12 protein-coding genes are annotated in these 18,775 nt (G+C 34.0%); 4 read left to right on the plus strand and 8 right to left on the minus strand.

The features are described from left to right. Window positions 1-249: 249 nt before the first annotated feature. Window positions 250-1,866 carry an alkaline phosphatase PafA gene (gene pafA / locus ACNO7W_RS15425; protein WP_417938796.1) on the plus strand — a complete coding sequence of 539 codons (1,617 nt, stop codon included), beginning with the start codon at window positions 250-252 and terminating at the stop codon, window positions 1,864-1,866. 68 nt (window positions 1,867-1,934) lie between these two features. On the opposite strand, the gene lysA is transcribed toward pafA, so the two are convergent. The 3 genes from lysA to gltB form a co-directional block, all read right to left on the minus strand. Further along, complete coding sequence (gene lysA, locus ACNO7W_RS15430; RefSeq protein WP_417938797.1) at window positions 1,935-3,152, minus strand: diaminopimelate decarboxylase; 1,218 nt, start codon at window positions 3,150-3,152, stop codon at window positions 1,935-1,937. Between the two features lie 194 nt (window positions 3,153-3,346). Next, a complete protein-coding gene (locus ACNO7W_RS15435) occupies window positions 3,347-4,801 on the minus strand; it encodes a glutamate synthase subunit beta (protein ID WP_417938798.1) in 1,455 nt (484 codons plus the stop codon). A gap of 2 nt (window positions 4,802-4,803) precedes the next feature. Beyond that, window positions 4,804-9,318, minus strand: a complete 4,515-nt coding sequence (gltB, locus tag ACNO7W_RS15440) for a glutamate synthase large subunit (RefSeq protein WP_417938799.1) — start codon at window positions 9,316-9,318, stop codon at window positions 4,804-4,806. A gap of 398 nt (window positions 9,319-9,716) precedes the next feature. On the opposite strand from gltB, the gene sucC reads away from it, so the two are divergent. Both sucC and ACNO7W_RS15450 read left to right on the plus strand, forming a co-directional pair. Continuing rightward, the gene (gene sucC, locus ACNO7W_RS15445) at window positions 9,717-10,910 is read left to right on the plus strand and encodes an ADP-forming succinate--CoA ligase subunit beta (protein WP_039110988.1); all 1,194 of its coding nucleotides are present in this window, start codon (window positions 9,717-9,719) and stop codon (window positions 10,908-10,910) included. A 221-nt stretch (window positions 10,911-11,131) separates the two neighbouring features. After that, window positions 11,132-12,697, plus strand: a complete 1,566-nt coding sequence (locus tag ACNO7W_RS15450) for a protein adenylyltransferase SelO (protein ID WP_417938800.1) — start codon at window positions 11,132-11,134, stop codon at window positions 12,695-12,697. A gap of 99 nt (window positions 12,698-12,796) precedes the next feature. Here ACNO7W_RS15450 and ACNO7W_RS15455 read toward each other — a convergent pair whose 3' ends face one another. The 4 genes from ACNO7W_RS15455 to ACNO7W_RS15470 form a co-directional block, all read right to left on the minus strand. After that, the gene (locus ACNO7W_RS15455; protein WP_143388719.1) at window positions 12,797-13,261 is read right to left on the minus strand and encodes a DUF1456 family protein; all 465 of its coding nucleotides are present in this window, start codon (window positions 13,259-13,261) and stop codon (window positions 12,797-12,799) included. A gap of 56 nt (window positions 13,262-13,317) precedes the next feature. Continuing rightward, a complete protein-coding gene (locus tag ACNO7W_RS15460; RefSeq protein ID WP_417938801.1) occupies window positions 13,318-14,349 on the minus strand; it encodes an aminotransferase class I/II-fold pyridoxal phosphate-dependent enzyme in 1,032 nt (343 codons plus the stop codon). 6 nt (window positions 14,350-14,355) lie between these two features. Then, window positions 14,356-15,366 (minus strand): dipeptide epimerase, encoded by a 1,011-nt coding sequence (locus ACNO7W_RS15465; RefSeq protein ID WP_417938802.1) that lies wholly within the window; start codon window positions 15,364-15,366, stop codon window positions 14,356-14,358. 62 nt (window positions 15,367-15,428) lie between these two features. Continuing rightward, the gene (locus ACNO7W_RS15470) at window positions 15,429-16,244 is read right to left on the minus strand and encodes an alpha/beta hydrolase (RefSeq protein ID WP_417938803.1); all 816 of its coding nucleotides are present in this window, start codon (window positions 16,242-16,244) and stop codon (window positions 15,429-15,431) included. Window positions 16,245-16,304: 60 nt separating this feature from the next. Here ACNO7W_RS15470 and ACNO7W_RS15475 point away from each other — a divergent pair, with 60 nt between their 5' ends. Then, on the plus strand, window positions 16,305-16,706 hold the full coding sequence (locus ACNO7W_RS15475) for an excinuclease ABC subunit B (RefSeq protein WP_143388723.1): 402 nt from the start codon (window positions 16,305-16,307) through the stop codon (window positions 16,704-16,706). Here the strand turns inward: ACNO7W_RS15475 and uvrB are convergent. After that, window positions 16,703-18,694 (minus strand): excinuclease ABC subunit UvrB, encoded by a 1,992-nt coding sequence (gene uvrB, locus ACNO7W_RS15480; protein WP_417938804.1) that lies wholly within the window; start codon window positions 18,692-18,694, stop codon window positions 16,703-16,705. The two genes, ACNO7W_RS15475 and uvrB, sit on opposite strands and share 4 nt — an antisense overlap. Window positions 18,695-18,775: the final 81 nt, after the last annotated feature.

The raw sequence follows: 18,775 nt of genomic DNA on the forward strand, positions 1-18,775 counted from the left end.
CCGCCTGCGCAGATGGTACTGCAGTTATGTGGGAGAGTATGTCGTCGCCTTTCTTTAATCTGAACCCGTTTCAGATTCTATAAATCCTCATCATGAATTTGATGAGGATTTTTTTTGTTGAATAGTTTTTTTAGTACTGTAAAGGATTAGCCGGGTTAAGAAAAAATCAATTTAGCATGCTTAAGTTTTTGTACAGACTTATTTTAAAACATTAAATTGTATTTTTGTTGAAGTATATAAAAATATGATATGAAAAAAAATATTTTACTTTTGGGATTTATTATTACTTTAAACATACAAGCTCAAGAGCGACCAAAATTGGTTGTTGGAATTGTTATAGATCAAATGAAGATGGAATATTTATATCGTTTTTCAGATGATTTTTCGCCTAAGGGTTTTAAAAGATTAATGGGTAATGGATATACTTTCCAAAACATGCATTTTAATTATATGCCTACTTATACTGGACCTGGTCATGCTTCCATTTACACGGGGACAACTCCCTCGACACATGGAATTGTAGGAAATGAATGGTTTAGCAGAAGTTTGGGTAAAGAGATGTATTGTACAGATGACGCATCAGTAAAAACACTAGGAGATGGGACAGCCAAAGAAGGTGAAATGTCTCCTAAGAATTTGCAAAGCACAACTATTACTGATGAATTGCGATTAGCTACAAACTTTAAAGGAAAAGTCATTGGGATGAGCCTAAAAGATCGTGGAGCTATTTTACCAGCAGGACATTTTGCTAATTGGGCTTTTTGGTTTAGTAAAACCGGAGCTTTTATTTCTAGCTCTTTTTATGGTTCAACCTTACCGGATTGGGTCACACAATTCAATCTGGAAAAAAGATACATGCCGTATATCACTAAAGGTTGGGATTTATTTAAACCTGCGGCAACTTATAACGAAAGTCTCCCGGATGATAATCCTTATGAAGGAAAATTGTACAATAGTACAGCACCTGTATTTCCATATAATTTAAAAGATATGTACGATAAAAATGATGTAAGTGTAATACGTGGTACACCATTTGGAAATAATCTTTTGGCAGAATTTGCAATGAAAGCAATTGAAAAAGAAGAATTAGGGAAAGATAATATTACAGATTTCTTGACTGTTAGTTTTTCTTCGACAGATTATGTTGGACATTTACTTGGACCAAGATCTATAGAGTTACAAGATACTTATTTACGTTTAGATCAGACAATCGCTGAGTTTTTAGCTTATTTGGACAAAACGGTAGGTAAAGATAATTATTTGCTTTTCTTAACTGCCGATCATGCAGGTGCTGAAAATGCAAACTATCTTAGAGATAATAAATACAACGTAAAAAGTATTAATCCTAACGATGTTGTAAAGGGATTGAGAGGCTTTTCTATAGCTACTTTTGGACAAGATTTAATTTTAAATTATTCTAATTTTAATCTTTTCTTTAATAAAGAAATTATTAAGTCTAAAGGGTTTGATTTGACAAAAGTAAAACAGGCTTTCAAAGACTATTTGATGACACAGGAACAGGTCAAAAGAGTCTATACTGAAGAAGAAATTCTAGGGTCTACCGGAAATGATTATTACCTTAATTTTATTGCTAAAGGTTATGATCCAACACAAGATGGTGATCTTGTTATTCTTGACAAAGCTGCTTATATAGAATATCAAGGAACAGGAACTTCTCACGGAACTCCTTATAGTTACGATACGCATGTGCCAGTAATATTCTACGGATGGCATGTAAAAAAGGGAGAATCATTTACTAAGAAATATATCACACAAATTGCACCTACGATTGCTCAAAAAATAAAAATTCCTTTTCCAAATGGAACTGAAGCTAATGTTTTGGAAGAAATTTTAGAAAATAAATAAACTTTATTTATTGTGTTTTAATAAAAAATCCCATCTCGTTTATACTTGAGATGGGATTTTTATTTTACCTAAACAGTTGCAATTATTGGCAATGGAATTTGATTTTTTAATAAATCTTCAAAGGTTTCATGTGCTCGTATTAAGTGCCCTTCGCCTTTCATCCACAATACTTCTGCTGGTTTGTATCTTGAATTATAATTAGATGCCATAGAAAAACAATAGGCTCCCGCATTTCTAAAACATAAAATATCACCTTCTTTTATTTCGGATATTCTTCTATTATTTGCAAAAGTATCCGTTTCACAAATGTATCCAACAACGGAATAAAAACGTTCTTTCCCTTTTGGATGTGAAATGTTTTCAATATGATGTTGTGAACCATAAAACATTGGTCGTATTAAGTGATTGAAACCACTGTCTATCCCTGCAAAAACTGTCGATGTAGTTTGTTTTACCACATTAACTTTGGCTAAAAAGAAACCAGCTTCACTTACTAAAAATTTACCAGGTTCAAATATTAATGTCAATTCTTTACCGTATTCTGCACAAAAAGCATTGAATCTTTTCGAAAGTTTTTTTCCTAATTCTTCAATATCAGTTTCGATATCATCTTTTTTGTATGGTACTTTAAATCCGCTTCCAAAATCTAGAAATTCAAGATTCTTGAAGTTTTTTGCTGCATCAAATAAGATCTCCGCCGCATATAAAAATACTTCTATGTCAAGAATATCGGAACCAGTATGCATGTGAATACCTACGATATTCATTTTTGTATTTTCAACAATACGAACCAAATGAGGTAATTGGTGAACAGAAATACCAAATTTACTATCAATATGACCGACTGATATATTTGCATTTCCGCCTGCCATTACGTGAGGATTTATACGGATACAAACAGGAACTGATGGGTATTTTGTACCAAACTGCTCTAGTATAGATAAGTTATCAATATTTATTTGGACACCCATGGCTGAAACTTCTTCAATTTCTTCCAGAGAAACTCCATTGGGAGTGTAAAATATTTTTTCAGGCTCATATCCTGCATGAAGCCCCAACAATACTTCTTGAATAGATACAGTGTCTAAACCAGATCCCATTTCTTTTAGTAATTGGAGTATTGCAACATTCGACAAGGCTTTCATAGCGTAATTAATGCGTAACTTATCTACCTTAGAAAAAGCCTTTGTTAATCTGTTGTATTGAGATTGTATTTTTTCGGCATCATATACATATATGGGGCTACCAAATTGTTCTGCTAATTGTAATAAGTCTTTTCCTTGCATTTTGATTCTATTTTTAGGCAAATTTATTATTCTTTATTAATACAAACAAATAAAAACACATATTTTAACAAATTATAACAAAATGTTTTTAATATAACAATTAGTGTTATTTTTAATATTTTTATAACTATTCTGAAAATAAAAATCCCTTGATAATTGTTTTTATCAAGGGATTCTCGTGAAATTATTTTTTATTATAAACTAGGTAGATCACCGTTACCTTTAGTTGGTAAATTTGTGAAACCCATTAAATAATTATCTACTTCTCTAGCGGCTTCACGACCTTCAGATATTGCCCAAACGATTAACGATTGTCCTCTTCTCATATCACCGGCAGTAAATATATGCGGAACATTAGTTTGGTAATTAGTCGCTTTATAGTTGCTTCTGAAATCCACCTCTAATCCTAATTGATCGCTTAATGTTTTTTCTGGACCTGTAAATCCAAGGGCTAATAAAGCTAAATTACAAGGCCATATTTTTTCAGATCCTTCCTTTTCTATCAATTCAGGTCTTTGCCCCGGAGTCATTTTCCAAGCTACTTCAACGGTTTTCAATCCCGTTAATTCACCTTTTTCATTAGAAATGAATTCTTTTGTATTGATTAACCAGTTTCTATCACAACCTTCCTCATGAGAAGATGAAGTTTTTAATTGTAGTGGCCAGAAAGGCCAAGGAGTAGTTTCACTTCTTCCAACAGGTGGTTTTGGTAAAATCTCAAAATTAGTAACTGATTTAGCACCGTGTCTGTTTGATGTACCAACACAATCTGAACCAGTATCTCCACCACCAATAACGATAACATCTTTACCAGTTGCTTTGATTTGATCTGGTATAGATTCCCCGTATAATACTTTAGTTTGTTGTGTTAAAAAGTCCATTGCCTGAACAACTCCTTTACTTTCAATCCCTTTTGTAGGTAAGCTTCTTCTTTCAGTTGCACCACCACATAATACGATTGAATCAAAAGAATTTAATTCTTCAATACTGAAATTTATACCAACGTTTACATTGGTTTTAAAAACAATCCCTTCTGCTTCTAAAATTGCAACACGTCTGTCAATAATTCCTTTTTCTAATTTAAAATTTGGAATTCCATAACGTAGTAATCCACCAATTGCATTGTCTCTTTCAAAAACGGTCACGGTATGTCCTGCACGATTTAATTGTTGTGCAGCCGCTAAACCAGCAGGACCAGAGCCTATGACGGCTACGGTTTTGCCTGTTCTTGTCGCTGGAACTTGTGGTTTTATCCATCCTTCCGCGAAACCTCTTTCGGCAATGTTTTTTTCAATATTTTCAATAGCTACTGGTTCACTGATTATACCTAAAACACATGATTTTTCGCATGGAGCTGGACATAATCTTCCTGTGAATTCAGGGAAATTGTTTGTTGATTGCAAAATCTCCAATGCACTTTCCCATTCCTCTTGATGCACCATGTCATTAAAATCAGGAATCAAATTTCCTAACGGACAAGCACTATGGCAAAAAGGAATACCACAATCCATACATCTAGATCCTTGTTCTTTTATTTTATCTTTTGCTAACGGAATTGTAAACTCATTATAGTTTGATACACGTTCTACAACAGCTATATTATTTTCGTCAGTTCTACTATATTCTTTAAATCCACCTATCTTACCCATGACTATGCTATTAGTTCTTCTATTTGCTTTTCTTCTGCTAATCTTTTCAATGCTTTTTTGTAATCTGTTGGCATCACTTTAATAAAGTGTTTTTGTTGATTTTCCCAATCACCCAAAATTCTTTTTGCCAATGGACTATTCGTATACATAGAATGATTTCTTATTAAACGTCTCAGTTTAGTTATGTCATCTTCTTCTAATGTTTCAAAAGCAACCATTTCCATATTACATACAGTAGCATCGAATTTTTTATTTGGATCAAAAACATAAGCAATACCACCACTCATACCTGCAGCGAAATTCCTTCCGGTTTTTCCTAAAACTACTACAGTTCCTCCAGTCATATATTCGCATCCATGATCTCCAATTCCTTCAACAACTGCTGTTGCTCCAGAATTTCTAACGCAAAAACGTTCTCCAGCCATACCGTTGATGTAGGCTTCGCCAGTAATTGCTCCGTAAAGTGCAACGTTACCAATGATAATGTTTTCTTCTGGTTTGAATGTTGCAGTAGGAGGGACTTTGATAATTAATTTACCACCTGAAAGTCCTTTTCCTAAATAATCATTACAGTTTCCATGAATTTTAAATGACAGACCATTTGTTGCAAAAGCACCAAAACTTTGTCCGGCAGAACCTTCAAAATCAACTAATATCGTGTCTTCGGGTAAACCTTGTGCACCATATATTTTTGAAATCTCATTACTTAAAATCGCACCAACAGAACGATCTGTGTTTTTGATATTAAAAGTAACTCTTGTTTTCTCTTTTCTATAAATAGAAGGAATAGCTGCTTTTATAATTTCAAAATCAAGTACATTATCTAAAGCATGATCTTGTGTAGTCGTATTATGATTTGGAACTACTTTAGCTTTTTCTGGTTTATACAAAATGGTAGATAAATCTAATCCACTTGCTTTATAATGTTTGATGGCTTTGTTGACATTCAATTTTTGAGATTGTCCCACCATTTCTTTTAGTGTTCTAAATCCTAATTGAGCCATGATTTCTCTTAACTCTTCGGCAATAAAATACATGAAGTTGATGATGTGCTCTGGAGTTCCTTTGAAATTTTTTCTCAATTCTGGATCTTGAGTAGCGATACCAACTGGACATGTGTTCAAGTGACAAGCTCTCATCATAATACAACCAGACGCTACTAACGGCGCTGTTGCAAAACCAAATTCTTCAGCTCCAAGTAAAGCAGCAATAGCTACATCACGTCCTGTTTTCAATTGTCCATCACATTCTAAAACTACACGACTTCTTAAATCATTTAAGATTAAAGTTTGTTGTGCTTCGGCAAGTCCAAGTTCCCAAGGAATACCTGTATGTTGTAGTGAAGTTAATGGTGCAGCACCGGTTCCTCCATCGTATCCTGAAATCAAGATCACATCGGCTTTAGCTTTAGCAACACCGGCGGCAATTGTTCCAACACCAACTTCAGAAACTAACTTAACGTTAATACGTGCTTCACGATTGGCATTTTTTAAATCAAAAATCAATTGAGATAAATCTTCAATGGAGTAAATATCGTGATGCGGCGGCGGAGAAATTAGACCAACATAAGGAGTTGAATTTCTAACTTTTGCAATCCAAGGCACTACTTTCTCTCCAGGTAATTGCCCACCTTCTCCAGGTTTTGCGCCTTGAGCCATTTTTATTTGAATCTCTTTGGCATTTGTCAAATAGTTGATAGATACACCAAATCTTCCTGAAGCAACTTGTTTAATGGCACTATTTCTAGAATCACCATTTAAGTCTTTTTGGAAACGTTTAGAATCTTCCCCACCTTCTCCAGAATTACTTTTTCCACCAATTCTATTCATGGCAATTGCCAAGTTTTCATGGGCTTCCTGACTGATAGATCCATAAGACATGGCGCCAGTTTTGAATTTTTTTACAATTTCTGTCCAAGGTTCTACTTCGTCAATAGAAATTGGATCTAAATTATTAAATTCAAATAAACCTCTAATTGTCATTAGGTTTTTACTTTGGTCATTGACCATATTGGAGTATTCCTTATAACTTTCTGGGCTATTTAATCGTACAGCTTGTTGTAATTTAGAAATGGTTGTAGGGTTGAACATGTGTTTTTCCCCAGTTCTTCTCCATCTATAGATTCCTCCAATTTCAAGGGATAATAAATTAGCCACTTTTGAATTTGGGAAAGCTTTTTGATATCTTTTTTTGATTTCTTTTTCCACTTCCATTAGACCAATTCCTTCAATTCTAGAAGGTGTGTAAGGGAAATATTTAGAAGTGAATGTTTTATTTAATCCTAAAATTTCAAAAATTTGAGCAGCTCTATACGAATGTAAAGTAGAGATACCGATCTTGTTCATGATTTTAAGGATTCCTTTTGCAATCGCTTTATTATAATTTTTAATCGCATAATCTGCTTTTACCCCAGTAATAAAGCCTTCGTTAACTTGATCATGAATGATTTCATTGACCATATAAGGATTTATTGCACTTGCGCCGTAACCAAATAATAATGCGAAATGATGTGGTTCACGTGGTTCTGCAGATTCGATTATGATTCCAAATTTCGAACGAGCTTTTAAAATATTTAGTGAATGATGAATGTAAGAACAAGCCAATAACATTGGTATTGGAGCCATTTTTTCGCTTACACCCCTATCAGAAATGATTACGATATTACAACCTTCTGAGACCGCTTTAAAAGTGGCTTGTACAGCTCTTTCCAAAGCGCGTTCCAATCCATTTACTCCTTTTTCTATATCATATAAAGTAGAAATAGTCACCGATTTGAAATCAGCATGATCAACATTTCTTATTTTATCTAAATCCTCATTCGAAATAACTGGATTTTGGATTTTTAATTTTTTACAATGCTTAGGCTCAATATCAAAAATATTAAAATCACCACCAATTGCTAAACTGATATCAGTAATAATCTCTTCACGGATACCATCCAATGGTGGGTTGGTAACTTGTGCAAATAATTGTTTGAAATAGTTATATAATAATTGTGGTTGATCTGATAAAACCGCTAGCGGAGTATCATTACCCATAGAACTTAAAGCTTCATTACCTTGAGCTCCCATTGGGTTTATTATTGTTTTTAAATCCTCAATAGTATAACCAAATAGACGTTGCCTTGTTTCAAAGTCTATTTTTTCGGTTGGTATTGGATTATTAGTATAAGGAATTTGAGCTAATTGCAATAAATTCTCATCTAACCATTTTTTGTATGGACGTTTGGTAACGACAGCATTCTTTATCTCATCATCTTCAATGATTCGACCTTCGTTCATGTCAACCAAAAACATTTTTCCCGGCTCTAAACGACCATGTTGCACTACATCTTCCGGTTTGATATCAAGAACACCAATTTCTGAAGACATAATTACGAAACCACTTTTTGTCAAAGTATAACGAGATGGTCTCAAACCATTTCTATCTAATAAAGCACCAATAACGTTACCATCTGTAAAAGGAATAGAAGCTGGACCATCCCAAGGTTCCATGATACAAGCATTATATTCGTAAAATGCTTTTTTGTCTTCCGACATGGTCTGGTGTTTTTCCCAAGCTTCAGGAACTACCATCATCATTGCTTCAGGTAAAGAACGCCCAGTCATCAATAACAACTCGACAACCATATCCATAGAAGCTGAATCTGATTTTCCTTCTAATATAATAGGGAATAATTTTTTCAAATCATCACCAAATACATCACTTTGCATCAATTCTTCACGAGCACGCATTCTGCTAATGTTACCACGAAGTGTATTGATTTCTCCATTATGACACATGTATCTAAATGGTTGTGCTAATTCCCAAGAAGGAAACGTATTTGTTGAAAAGCGTTGGTGAACCAAAGCTAATCTGGTAACTAAATCAGTGTCAGATAAATCAGTATAGTAGCGGCTAATGTCTTCTGGCATCAACAAACCTTTATATATAATGGTAGTTGTTGAAAAACTAGAAAAATAGAACATATGACTTTCTGAAGTTCTTGAATTTATTATAATATGCTCTGCAATTTTTCTTGCAGCAAACATTTTGGCGTTAAATTGTTGTTCCGTAAGGTCCAATCCATTTTTACCAACAAATACTTGTTTTACGGTTGGTTCCTTTTCAGCTGCAATTTGTCCTAAATTAGAAACATCTACAGGAACGTCTCTCCATCCTAGAATTTCTAAATTTTGATTGCGTATAGAATTCTCAAAAGTTGTTTTACAAAAAGCTACTTGGTTTATGCTTTTTGGCATAAAAACCATTCCTACTGCATATTGTCTTGCTTCTGGGATTTCAAAATCACATACTTTCTTAAAAAATATATGAGGGATATCAAATAAGATTCCTGCTCCATCTCCGGTTCTTCCATCTGCACTTACAGCTCCACGATGCTCTAGCTTTATTAAGATATCGAGTGCTTTATGGATAATATCATTAGACTTAATTCCATTCAAATTACAAATAAATCCTGCGCCACAATTATCATGTTCAAATTCGGGCAAATAAAGGCCTTGTTCTTTAACTTTCATGCTTAATATTTTTTTTACAAAATTAAAGATTTAGTAACATATAATGAGTGTAAAAGCCAAATTGGGTGTATTTTTACAGTAATAGTAGAAAAAGGTACGATAAATCACAATAATTGTATTTAAATACAATTCAATTGATTTTTCTATAAAAAGAAAACCGATTAAAAGGACTTAAGTCAATTATTTTGAAAGAATTATTTTACCGAAGAATTCTGTTTTAGAATTATAACAAAATGTTTGTTATTTTTTATATTTCTTGCTTCGCTTAATGATTAGCTTTAAATATACAAATTTAGGCACTACATTTAATAAAAAAAAATAGCAGTTAAGTTTAATTTTGCTATTTTTGTGCCACTTTTATTCTGAAATAAATTCAGAATCCAGACAAATTCTATATTATGAACATACACGAATATCAAGGAAAAGAGATTTTAGCTAGCTACGGGGTTCGCATACAACGCGGAATCGTTGCTAATAGTCCAGTAGAAGCCGTTGCTGCTGCAAAACAATTAACTACAGAAACTGGTACAAGTTGGTATGTAGTAAAAGCCCAAGTTCATGCAGGCGGACGTGGTAAAGGTGGTGGGGTTAAGCTTGCCAAAAACTTACAACAAGTAGAAGAAATTGCAGAACAAATCATAGGAATGCAATTGGTAACACCTCAAACTTCTGCTGAAGGTAAAAAAGTACATAAAGTTTTAATCGCTGAAGATGTTTATTATCCTGGCGAAAGTGAAACTTCTGAGTTTTATGTTTCTGTTTTATTGAATAGAGCTACTGGTCGTAACATGATTATGTATTCTACTGAAGGTGGAATGGATATTGAAGAAGTTGCGGAACACACACCACATTTAATTTTCACGGAAGAAGTTGATCCTTCTGTGGGATTACAAGGTTTTCAAGCAAGAAGAATTGCTTTTAACTTAGGTCTTTCAGGTAATGCTTTTAAAGAAATGGTGAAATTTATCGATTCTTTGTACAATGCTTATATTGGATCTGATGCTTCAATGTTTGAAATCAACCCGGTTTTGAAAACATCTGACAATAAAATTATGGCTGTAGATGCTAAAGTAAATATCGATGATAATGCTTTATACAGACAAAAAAAATATGCTGATATGCGTGACGTTCGTGAGGAAAACCCAATCGAAGTTGAAGCAAAAGAAGTAGGTTTAAACTATGTTGATCTTGACGGTACAGTTGGATGTATGGTGAACGGAGCTGGTTTAGCTATGGCAACTATGGATTTAATTAAGTATGCTGGTTTTGAGCCTGCTAACTTCCTTGACGTAGGTGGAACTGCTGATGCAAAACGTGTTGAAACTGCTTTTCGTATTATCTTAAAAGATCAAAACGTAAAAGCAATTTTGATTAATATTTTTGGAGGAATCGTTCGTTGTGACCGTGTGGCACAAGGAGTTGTTGATGCTTACAAAAATATGGGGGATGCTATTAAAGTACCAATCATTGTTCGTTTACAAGGTACAAATGCAGCTATCGCAAAAGAATTAATTGATAATTCAGGAATGCCAATTTTATCTGCTGTTGAATTCCAAGAAGCAGCTGACCAAGTAAAAGCCGCACTTTCTTAAATTAAAAAATTGTTATATATTTTTAAAAATCCTGAGTGAAAGCTCAGGATTTTTTTATGCAGTACACTTTGTGGATGATACTATAAATTGAGTTTTAATGTTATAAGCTAAACGATTTTAGTTATAAATTAAAATTATCAAAAGAGTTATATTTAATGTAGAGTATCGAATACCTTTACATTATAATACCTACTGATTTTTATTTAATTCTTTTTAAAGATATGAAACTTCATTTGCAAAATAGTTTTATAAGCGAGTTGCCTGCTGATCCAAGTGAAAGCAATACGCCGAGACAGGTACAGCAAGCTTGTTATTCGTTTGTATTACCTAAAAAGCCTTCAAATCCTTCACTAATTCATGCCTCAAATGAAGTAGCAAATGCTATTGGTCTTTCTCAGGAAGATATTCTTTCAACTGATTTTTTAAATACTTTTTCAGGAAGCACCGTTTATCCAGAAACAAAACCCTTTGCATTGTGTTATGCCGGACATCAATTTGGGAATTGGGCTGGGCAATTAGGAGACGGTCGTGCCATCAATTTAACCGAAGTTGTTCACGACAATGCAACGTATACTTTGCAGTTAAAAGGAGCAGGGCCTACACCATATTCCCGAACAGCAGATGGTTTTGCAGTTTTACGTTCTTCCATTCGAGAGTATTTGTGTGCCGAAGCGATGCATTATTTAGGTGTTCCAACAACACGTTCGCTTTCGTTAATGCTTTCCGGTGATCAAGTATTACGTGATGTATTGTATAATGGAAATCCTGCCTACGAAAAAGGGGCAATTGTTTGTAGAGTAGCTCCTTCTTTTATCCGTTTTGGTAGCTTTGAATTGTTTTCTTCTCGAAAAGACTATGTTAATCTCAAATTATTAGCTGATTTCACCATCAAACATCATTTTCCTCATATTCAAGGAGAAGGTGTCGGGAAATATCTAGACTTTTTTCATGAAGTAACCCAAACTACACTGAATATGATTGTGCACTGGCAACGCGTTGGTTTTGTTCATGGCGTTATGAATACCGACAACATGTCCATTCACGGCATCACTATTGATTATGGGCCGTACGGTTGGTTGGAAGATTACAACTCCAACTGGACACCCAATACAACTGATAGACAGTATAAAAGATACCGGTTTGGCAATCAACCTGAAATTGCGCTGTGGAATTTGTATCAATTGGCCAATGCTTTGTATCCTTTGATTCAGGATGTCAAACCTCTTGAAACTATTTTGGATGCTTTTAGTCTTGATTACGAAAAGGAGTATTTGAATATGATGCAAAATAAACTCGGTTTCCAAATCAAAAAAGAGGCTGATGCAATTTTAATTGAAAGTTTAACCCAACTGCTTCAATTGGTAGAAACTGATATGACCATTTTCTTTAGAAATCTGAGTACTGTTACTAAAGAGGATACAGCAATAACAGCTTTCAATAAAATAAAAGATGCCTTTTATAACGAAAAGGATTTGAATGAAACTATCTTGAAAGATTGGCACGACTGGTTTAAGAATTATACTATTCGAATCAATGAAGAAACGCTGTCAGATACTGAAAGAAAAGAGCAAATGAATAGCGTAAATCCAAAATATGTATTGCGAAATTATATGGCACAATTGTGTATTGATGACGCTGATAAGGGAGACTATTCTTTGCTAAACGAATTATTTGAAATGCTTAAAAAGCCCTACGATGAACAACCGAATTTTCAAAAATGGTTTGCCAAAAGACCCGATTGGGCCAGAGATAAAGTGGGATGTTCTATGTTAAGCTGTAGCTCTTAAAGTGTTTTTGATAAAACACTTTTAAAGATATAAAAAAATCCTAAGTGTAACTCAGGATTTTTTAGTTTAATTTAGTAGAGGAGCACAGATCTGCACTACTTATGATTTTTTATTCTTACCGAAATTATATTTCACTTTCTCCACTACTTGAATTTTTGGAGTGCCTTTTGAATTTTGTTTTTTGAAAGGTTTCTTAGCCGCTGGTGATTTACCCGGTTTTTGGTCGCCTCTGGCTCTGTCTTCGTCTTTTGGTTTTGCTTTGAATTCAGCTCTTTCTGAAGCTCCTTCTTTTACAGGAATTTGAGCTTTGTGTTTGGCTAAAACATCATTTGGGTTTTTTGGATTTTCTTTTGTTCCACGCAAGTGAATTACCAATCCATTCAAGAAATTACGCAACACTTGGTCGCCACATTCCATATAATTTTCATGTTTTTCATCACGGAAAAAAGCACCCAATTCTGATTTAGTGATTCTAAAATCTACCAATTCTAATATTTCAACTATTTGATCGTCACGCAACATTAAAGCTACGCGAAGTTTTTTAAAGATATCGTTGTTAGTCATCATTTTTATTTTTTACAAAGGTACGGTTAAAAAGCAATTAGACCGCAATTTTAGATTTAGAATTGGTTTTGGTTTAGAATGTGAATTATTTTATCCAAATCTTCTTTTTTGTGATTGGCAGTAGCTACAATTCGATTTAAATCCTTGCTGTCTGTTGGGTATTTAAAATTAGTTACGATGATTTTATTCGTAGTGAAAATTTCATTTATTCCTTCGATTTCTGGATAAATTAGCGGATAATTCGGATTAAAAAGAACTGCTTTACTTTTAATTAAATGAGTATCTATATAGTTCAAATTGTCTTTTAATTTTTGATGTTGAGTAAAATAAATTTTTTCAGCATCAGCGATGGTTTGGACAAATGCCGCATTCATTCCCGCACTGGAAACAAAAGTGTCGTGATTTGCCATTTGATTAATAAAATCGATATCGCTGGCAATTACGCCACCTGTCAACCCAAAGGCTTTCCCTAAAGACGCTATCATGATTTTTCTTTTAATAGAAGGAAGATCGATTGTCGAATAAATTCCACAACCATTTGTACCTAAAATACCAAGCGAATGCGATTCGTCAATAACTAAAGTTATTTCTTTATTGGAAGGAATTAAATTTAGGACTGAAAAATCGATTGGTTTTACATGAAAAGAAGGAACTGCATCGGTTAGAATCGTAATTTTTTCAGTTACGTTATCCAGTAAGCGAGGATTTAATTGGTTACCAATAAAAAAGGGGAGGCTATTTGGCGCTTTAATGGCAGGATGCGTATCAGGAAAATGAAAAAAGCAATCGGTTTGAGGTGTTAATACCTCAATTACTAATTTCCCCGCCAGCATGCCGGAAGAAACTGTAAGAGTAGCATCCGCTTCGATGTAATTAGCTAAAAAACGTTCTCCATTTTCGTAAGCAGTTAGTTGAATATTTGCATTTCTCGAACTTCCATAAGCTGTTCCCCATTGTAAAATATTTTTGATGAGCAGCTTTTGGAATTTCTTATTTGTGGGTAAACCCAAATAGGCAGTTCCTCCAAAATACAAATAGGTCTCATTGTCGATTTCTATTATTCGATCTGGAAATTGGTTGACTTTCATTTAGAATTAAATTAAAGTTACTCCAGTTCCATTGATTTCTGAATAGCTTATTTTTCCAAAATCTATGGTTACACCGGTAGCAATATCTTCTGCCAAAAGCAGCGCGCCATCCATATCTACATAGTCCAGTTGCGGCAATAAATGTGCAATCGCAGATATTCCCACGGTAGATTCTGTCATACAACCGACCATCGTTTTTAAACCTAATTTCTTGGCTTCCTGAATCATTCGTCTTCCGGGAGTTAAACCGCCACATTTCACTAATTTGACATTTACGCCATGAAAATAATGGTGACATTTGGCTACATCTTCTTCTATAATGCAACTTTCGTCGGCTATTATTGGTAAAACCGAATGTTTAAAAACTTCCTTATGTCCTTCCCAATTGTCTGCTTTCATGGGTTGTTCCAAGAATTCCACTCCCAGTTTTTTTAACTCGATTGCATTATTTATGGTTTCTTCGACACCCCAACCGCAATTAGCATCAATTCTAAAGATGGCATTGGTATGTTTTCGAAGTGCTGCTACAATGGCAATATCTTCTTTAGTTCCCAATTTTATTTTGTAAATCGGCCAAGGTAATTCCTTCATTTTAGAAACCATTTTTTCAATGGAAGCAATTCCAATTGTGTAATCTGTCAATGGATTTTTGTTGATGGTATAATTCCATAATTCGTACAATTTTTTTCCTTTTTTGCGAGCATACAAATCTGTATAAGCCATATCCAAAGCGCACAATGCAAACATGTCATCTTTTAAATAAGGATGAATTTTTACCCAAAATTCTTCAGGTGTTTCATTTGTCGTTGCTTCAATTAGAGTGCGAATTTTTTCTAAATCCAGCATCATCATTGGAACGGTTGTACGGTAGTATGGATTTGATGTTGCTTCGCCAAAACCTGAAAATCCTTCACTTTTTAATTCTACAATTAAAGAAGGTTGAAAGTCTATTGACTCTCTTGAAATCGTAAACGTATGTTTTAATTTGAGGTTGTATTTTCTTAAGATTAGTTCCATTTGAATCTGATTTTAGCACTTAAAATTAATGTATTTATCTTTAAATGCAGAAGGATTTTATTTTAATAACCAAGCCATAAAATTGCTTTTACAAAACTGTCACGCCATAATTTTTCGTTGTGCTGTCCACCTTTTACAATTTTCTTTTCATTCAAATTTAAACAATAGCATCTTTTAGTATTAATTAGATATTCCATTTTGTTAAGGTCGCGAACCACAGAGTCATCATCTCCTTCTTTATCTCCACAAAGAAAATAATATTTCGTTTTTTGCTTTTTATTTTTTTCTTCTAATTCAAAAATTTCTTTGCGGTTTATCCAAAAAGCGGGTGAAAAAACAGCTGCTTTACCAAACACTTCAGGATATTTTAAAGTAGCGTAAAAGGAAGTCAAACCACCCAAAGAACTTCCCATAATAATAGTGTTTTTCTTCTCGGGTTTGGTTCTATACGTTTTGTCAATTTGCGGTTTTAGCGTATTTACAATGAATTCTAAATAATTAGCTGCTTTTCCGCCACCATATTTTTCGTTTTTAAAGGGAGTTAATTCTTCTAAACGTTTGTCATTTCCATGTTCGATTCCTATTGCAATAACTTGTGCATTGAGACTGTCCAGTTTTTCATCGACATTCCATTCACCAGAATAGGAAGTTTTAGTGTCAAATAAATTTTGGGCATCCTGCATGTATATAACGGAATATTTCTTTTTTGAGGTTAAATAATTTTTCGGTAAATAAATCCAAATTTTCTTAGAAGTTTGAAGTTGTGGCGCCTCAATGGTAAAAGTGGAAACTTGTTTTGAAGCTGTACTCTCTTGAGCTGTAATTTTTGCTGTCGCAAAAAGTATTATAATAAGAATTAACTTAAGCTTTTGAATCATTACTGGTATTTTGTGTTTTTATTTAAAAAAATCAATATTTTAGCTAAAAATAATAATTTCATGAATACTTACGAGAAAAAAAGAAGCTTACTTTTAGAGATGATCGCTTTTTCTACTGTTGACGGACAATTACATAAGAGAGAATACGATTTTTTGTTTATTGTTGCCAATGAATTAAATATAGAAAAAGGAGGGTTCAATGATTTGTTTCATCAGGAATTGCCACAATTGCCCATTAAATCCGAGTTTCAACGCATTCAACAATTTTATAGACTGGCTTTGTTGATGCATAGTGATGGAATTTTGCATAAAAAAGAAGCTGCCGCTATCCAGCAAATAGCAATCGATATGGGTTTAAATCCCACAGCAACTAAACGTATTCTAAAGTTAATGAAGGAGGCGCCAAATGCAATTATTGATCCAGAAGTTTTATTGAATGTTTTTCAGGAGCAGCATAATTAAGTTAATTGTCCTTGCAACGCTTTTATTTCATCACGTAATTTTGCTGCTTGCATAAAATCTAATTCTTTTGCGGCTTTTTCCATGTTTTTTCGTTTTTCACGAATGCGTTTTTCAATATCTGGTTTTGATAAATATTCTGTAACTGGTTCGGCAGCAGTTAAAATAGTATAACCTAATTCATAATCTGCCAAAGGATTTTTGGTAAATGCGTTCTCGATTTTTTTATTTAAGGCTTGAGGGATCAAATTATTTGCAGTATTGTAATTGATTTGTTTGGTTCTGCGATAATTAGTTTCGTCAATGGTTTTTTGCATGCTTGCTGTAATTTTATCAGCGTACATAATTGCTTTTCCGTTCAGGTTTCTTGCAGCACGACCAATTGTTTGCGTAAGCGAACGATGACTTCGTAAAAAACCTTCTTTGTCTGCATCTAAAATTGCGACCAAAGAAACTTCGGGTAAATCTAATCCTTCACGAAGTAAATTCACGCCAATTAACACATCAAAAATTCCTTTTCGCAAATCTTGCATGATTTCTATTCGTTCCAATGTATCTACTTCAGAGTGTATATAACGGCAACGAATATTGACTTTTGTCAAATATTTAGCCAATTCTTCTGCCATTCTTTTGGTTAAAGTCGTCACCAAAACACGTTCGTCAATTTCGGCTCGAACCTGAATTTCTTCAATTAAATCATCAATTTGGTTTAAACTTGGTCGGATTTCAATAATTGGATCCAATAATCCAGTCGGACGAATTACTTGTTCAATAACAACACCATCTGTTTTTTGCAATTCATAATCGGCTGGTGTTGCCGAAACATAAATTACTTGGTTTTGCATCGCTTCAAATTCCTCAAACTTCAAAGGGCGATTATCCATTGCTGCTGGAAGTCGGAAACCATATTCTACTAGATTTTCTTTTCGGCTTCTGTCTCCACCATACATGGCGCTAACTTGGGAAAGGGTCACGTGACTTTCGTCTACAACCATTAAGAAGTCACTTGGGAAATAATCCAACAAACAAAAAGGTCTTGTTCCTGGTAAACGGCCATCGAGATAACGGGAGTAATTTTCAATTCCGGAGCAATAACCGAGTTCGCGAATCATTTCCAAATCAAAATTGGTACGTTCTTCCAATCGTTTGGCTTCTAAATGTTTGCCGATTTCCTTGAAATAATCGACCTGTTTTACCAAATCCTGTTGGATTTCCCAAATTGCATTTTGCAAAACATCTGGAGAAGTCACAAACATATTGGCAGGATAAATCGTTAGTTTATCAAATTTTTCAAGGACTTTAGAATTCGTGACATCGAAACTTTCAATTTCCTCGATTTCATCACCAAAGAAATGGATTCGGTAAGCTTCATCCGCATAACTAGGATAAACATCTACTGTATCGCCTTTTATTCTGAAACTTCCGGGATTAAAATCAGCTTCGGTTCTAGAGTATAAACTTTGCACCAGTTGATGCAATAATTTGGTTCGAGAAATGATTTGTCCTTTCTCAATTGGAATCAAGTTTTTCTGAAATTCTATAGGATTTCCAATACCATACAAACACGAAACCGATGCTACTACCAAAATATCTCTTCGTCCGGAAAGCAACGAAGCAGTGGTTGACATTCGCATTTTTTCTAATTCTTCATTGATAGATAAATCCTTTTCAATGAAAACACCAGTTACAGGCATAAAAGCTTCGGGTTGGTAATAATCGTAATAGGAAACGAAATATTCCACGGCATTATTTGGGAAAAATTGTTTGAATTCCGAGTATAATTGTGCTGCCAAAGTTTTGTTGTGTGCCAAAACTAAAGTTGGTCTTTGGACTTGCTGAATTACATTGGCCACGGTAAATGTTTTTCCGGATCCGGTAACTCCTAATAAAGTTTGGAATTTTTCACCATCAATAATCCCTTGAGCTAATTTTTCAATCGCTTGGGGTTGGTCGCCTTTGGGCTGGTAATCAGATACAACTTGGAAATTCATTAGATTGGGACAAAATATCAGTTTGCAAAGTTAATTCATTTTTAATCGTTTAAGTATTTAGAAGATGTTAATTTAGGAGTG

The sequence above is a fragment of the Flavobacterium sp. ZB4R12 genome, from assembly GCF_048276375.1.
Classification (GTDB): Bacteria; Bacteroidota; Bacteroidia; order Flavobacteriales; family Flavobacteriaceae; genus Flavobacterium; species Flavobacterium gawalongense.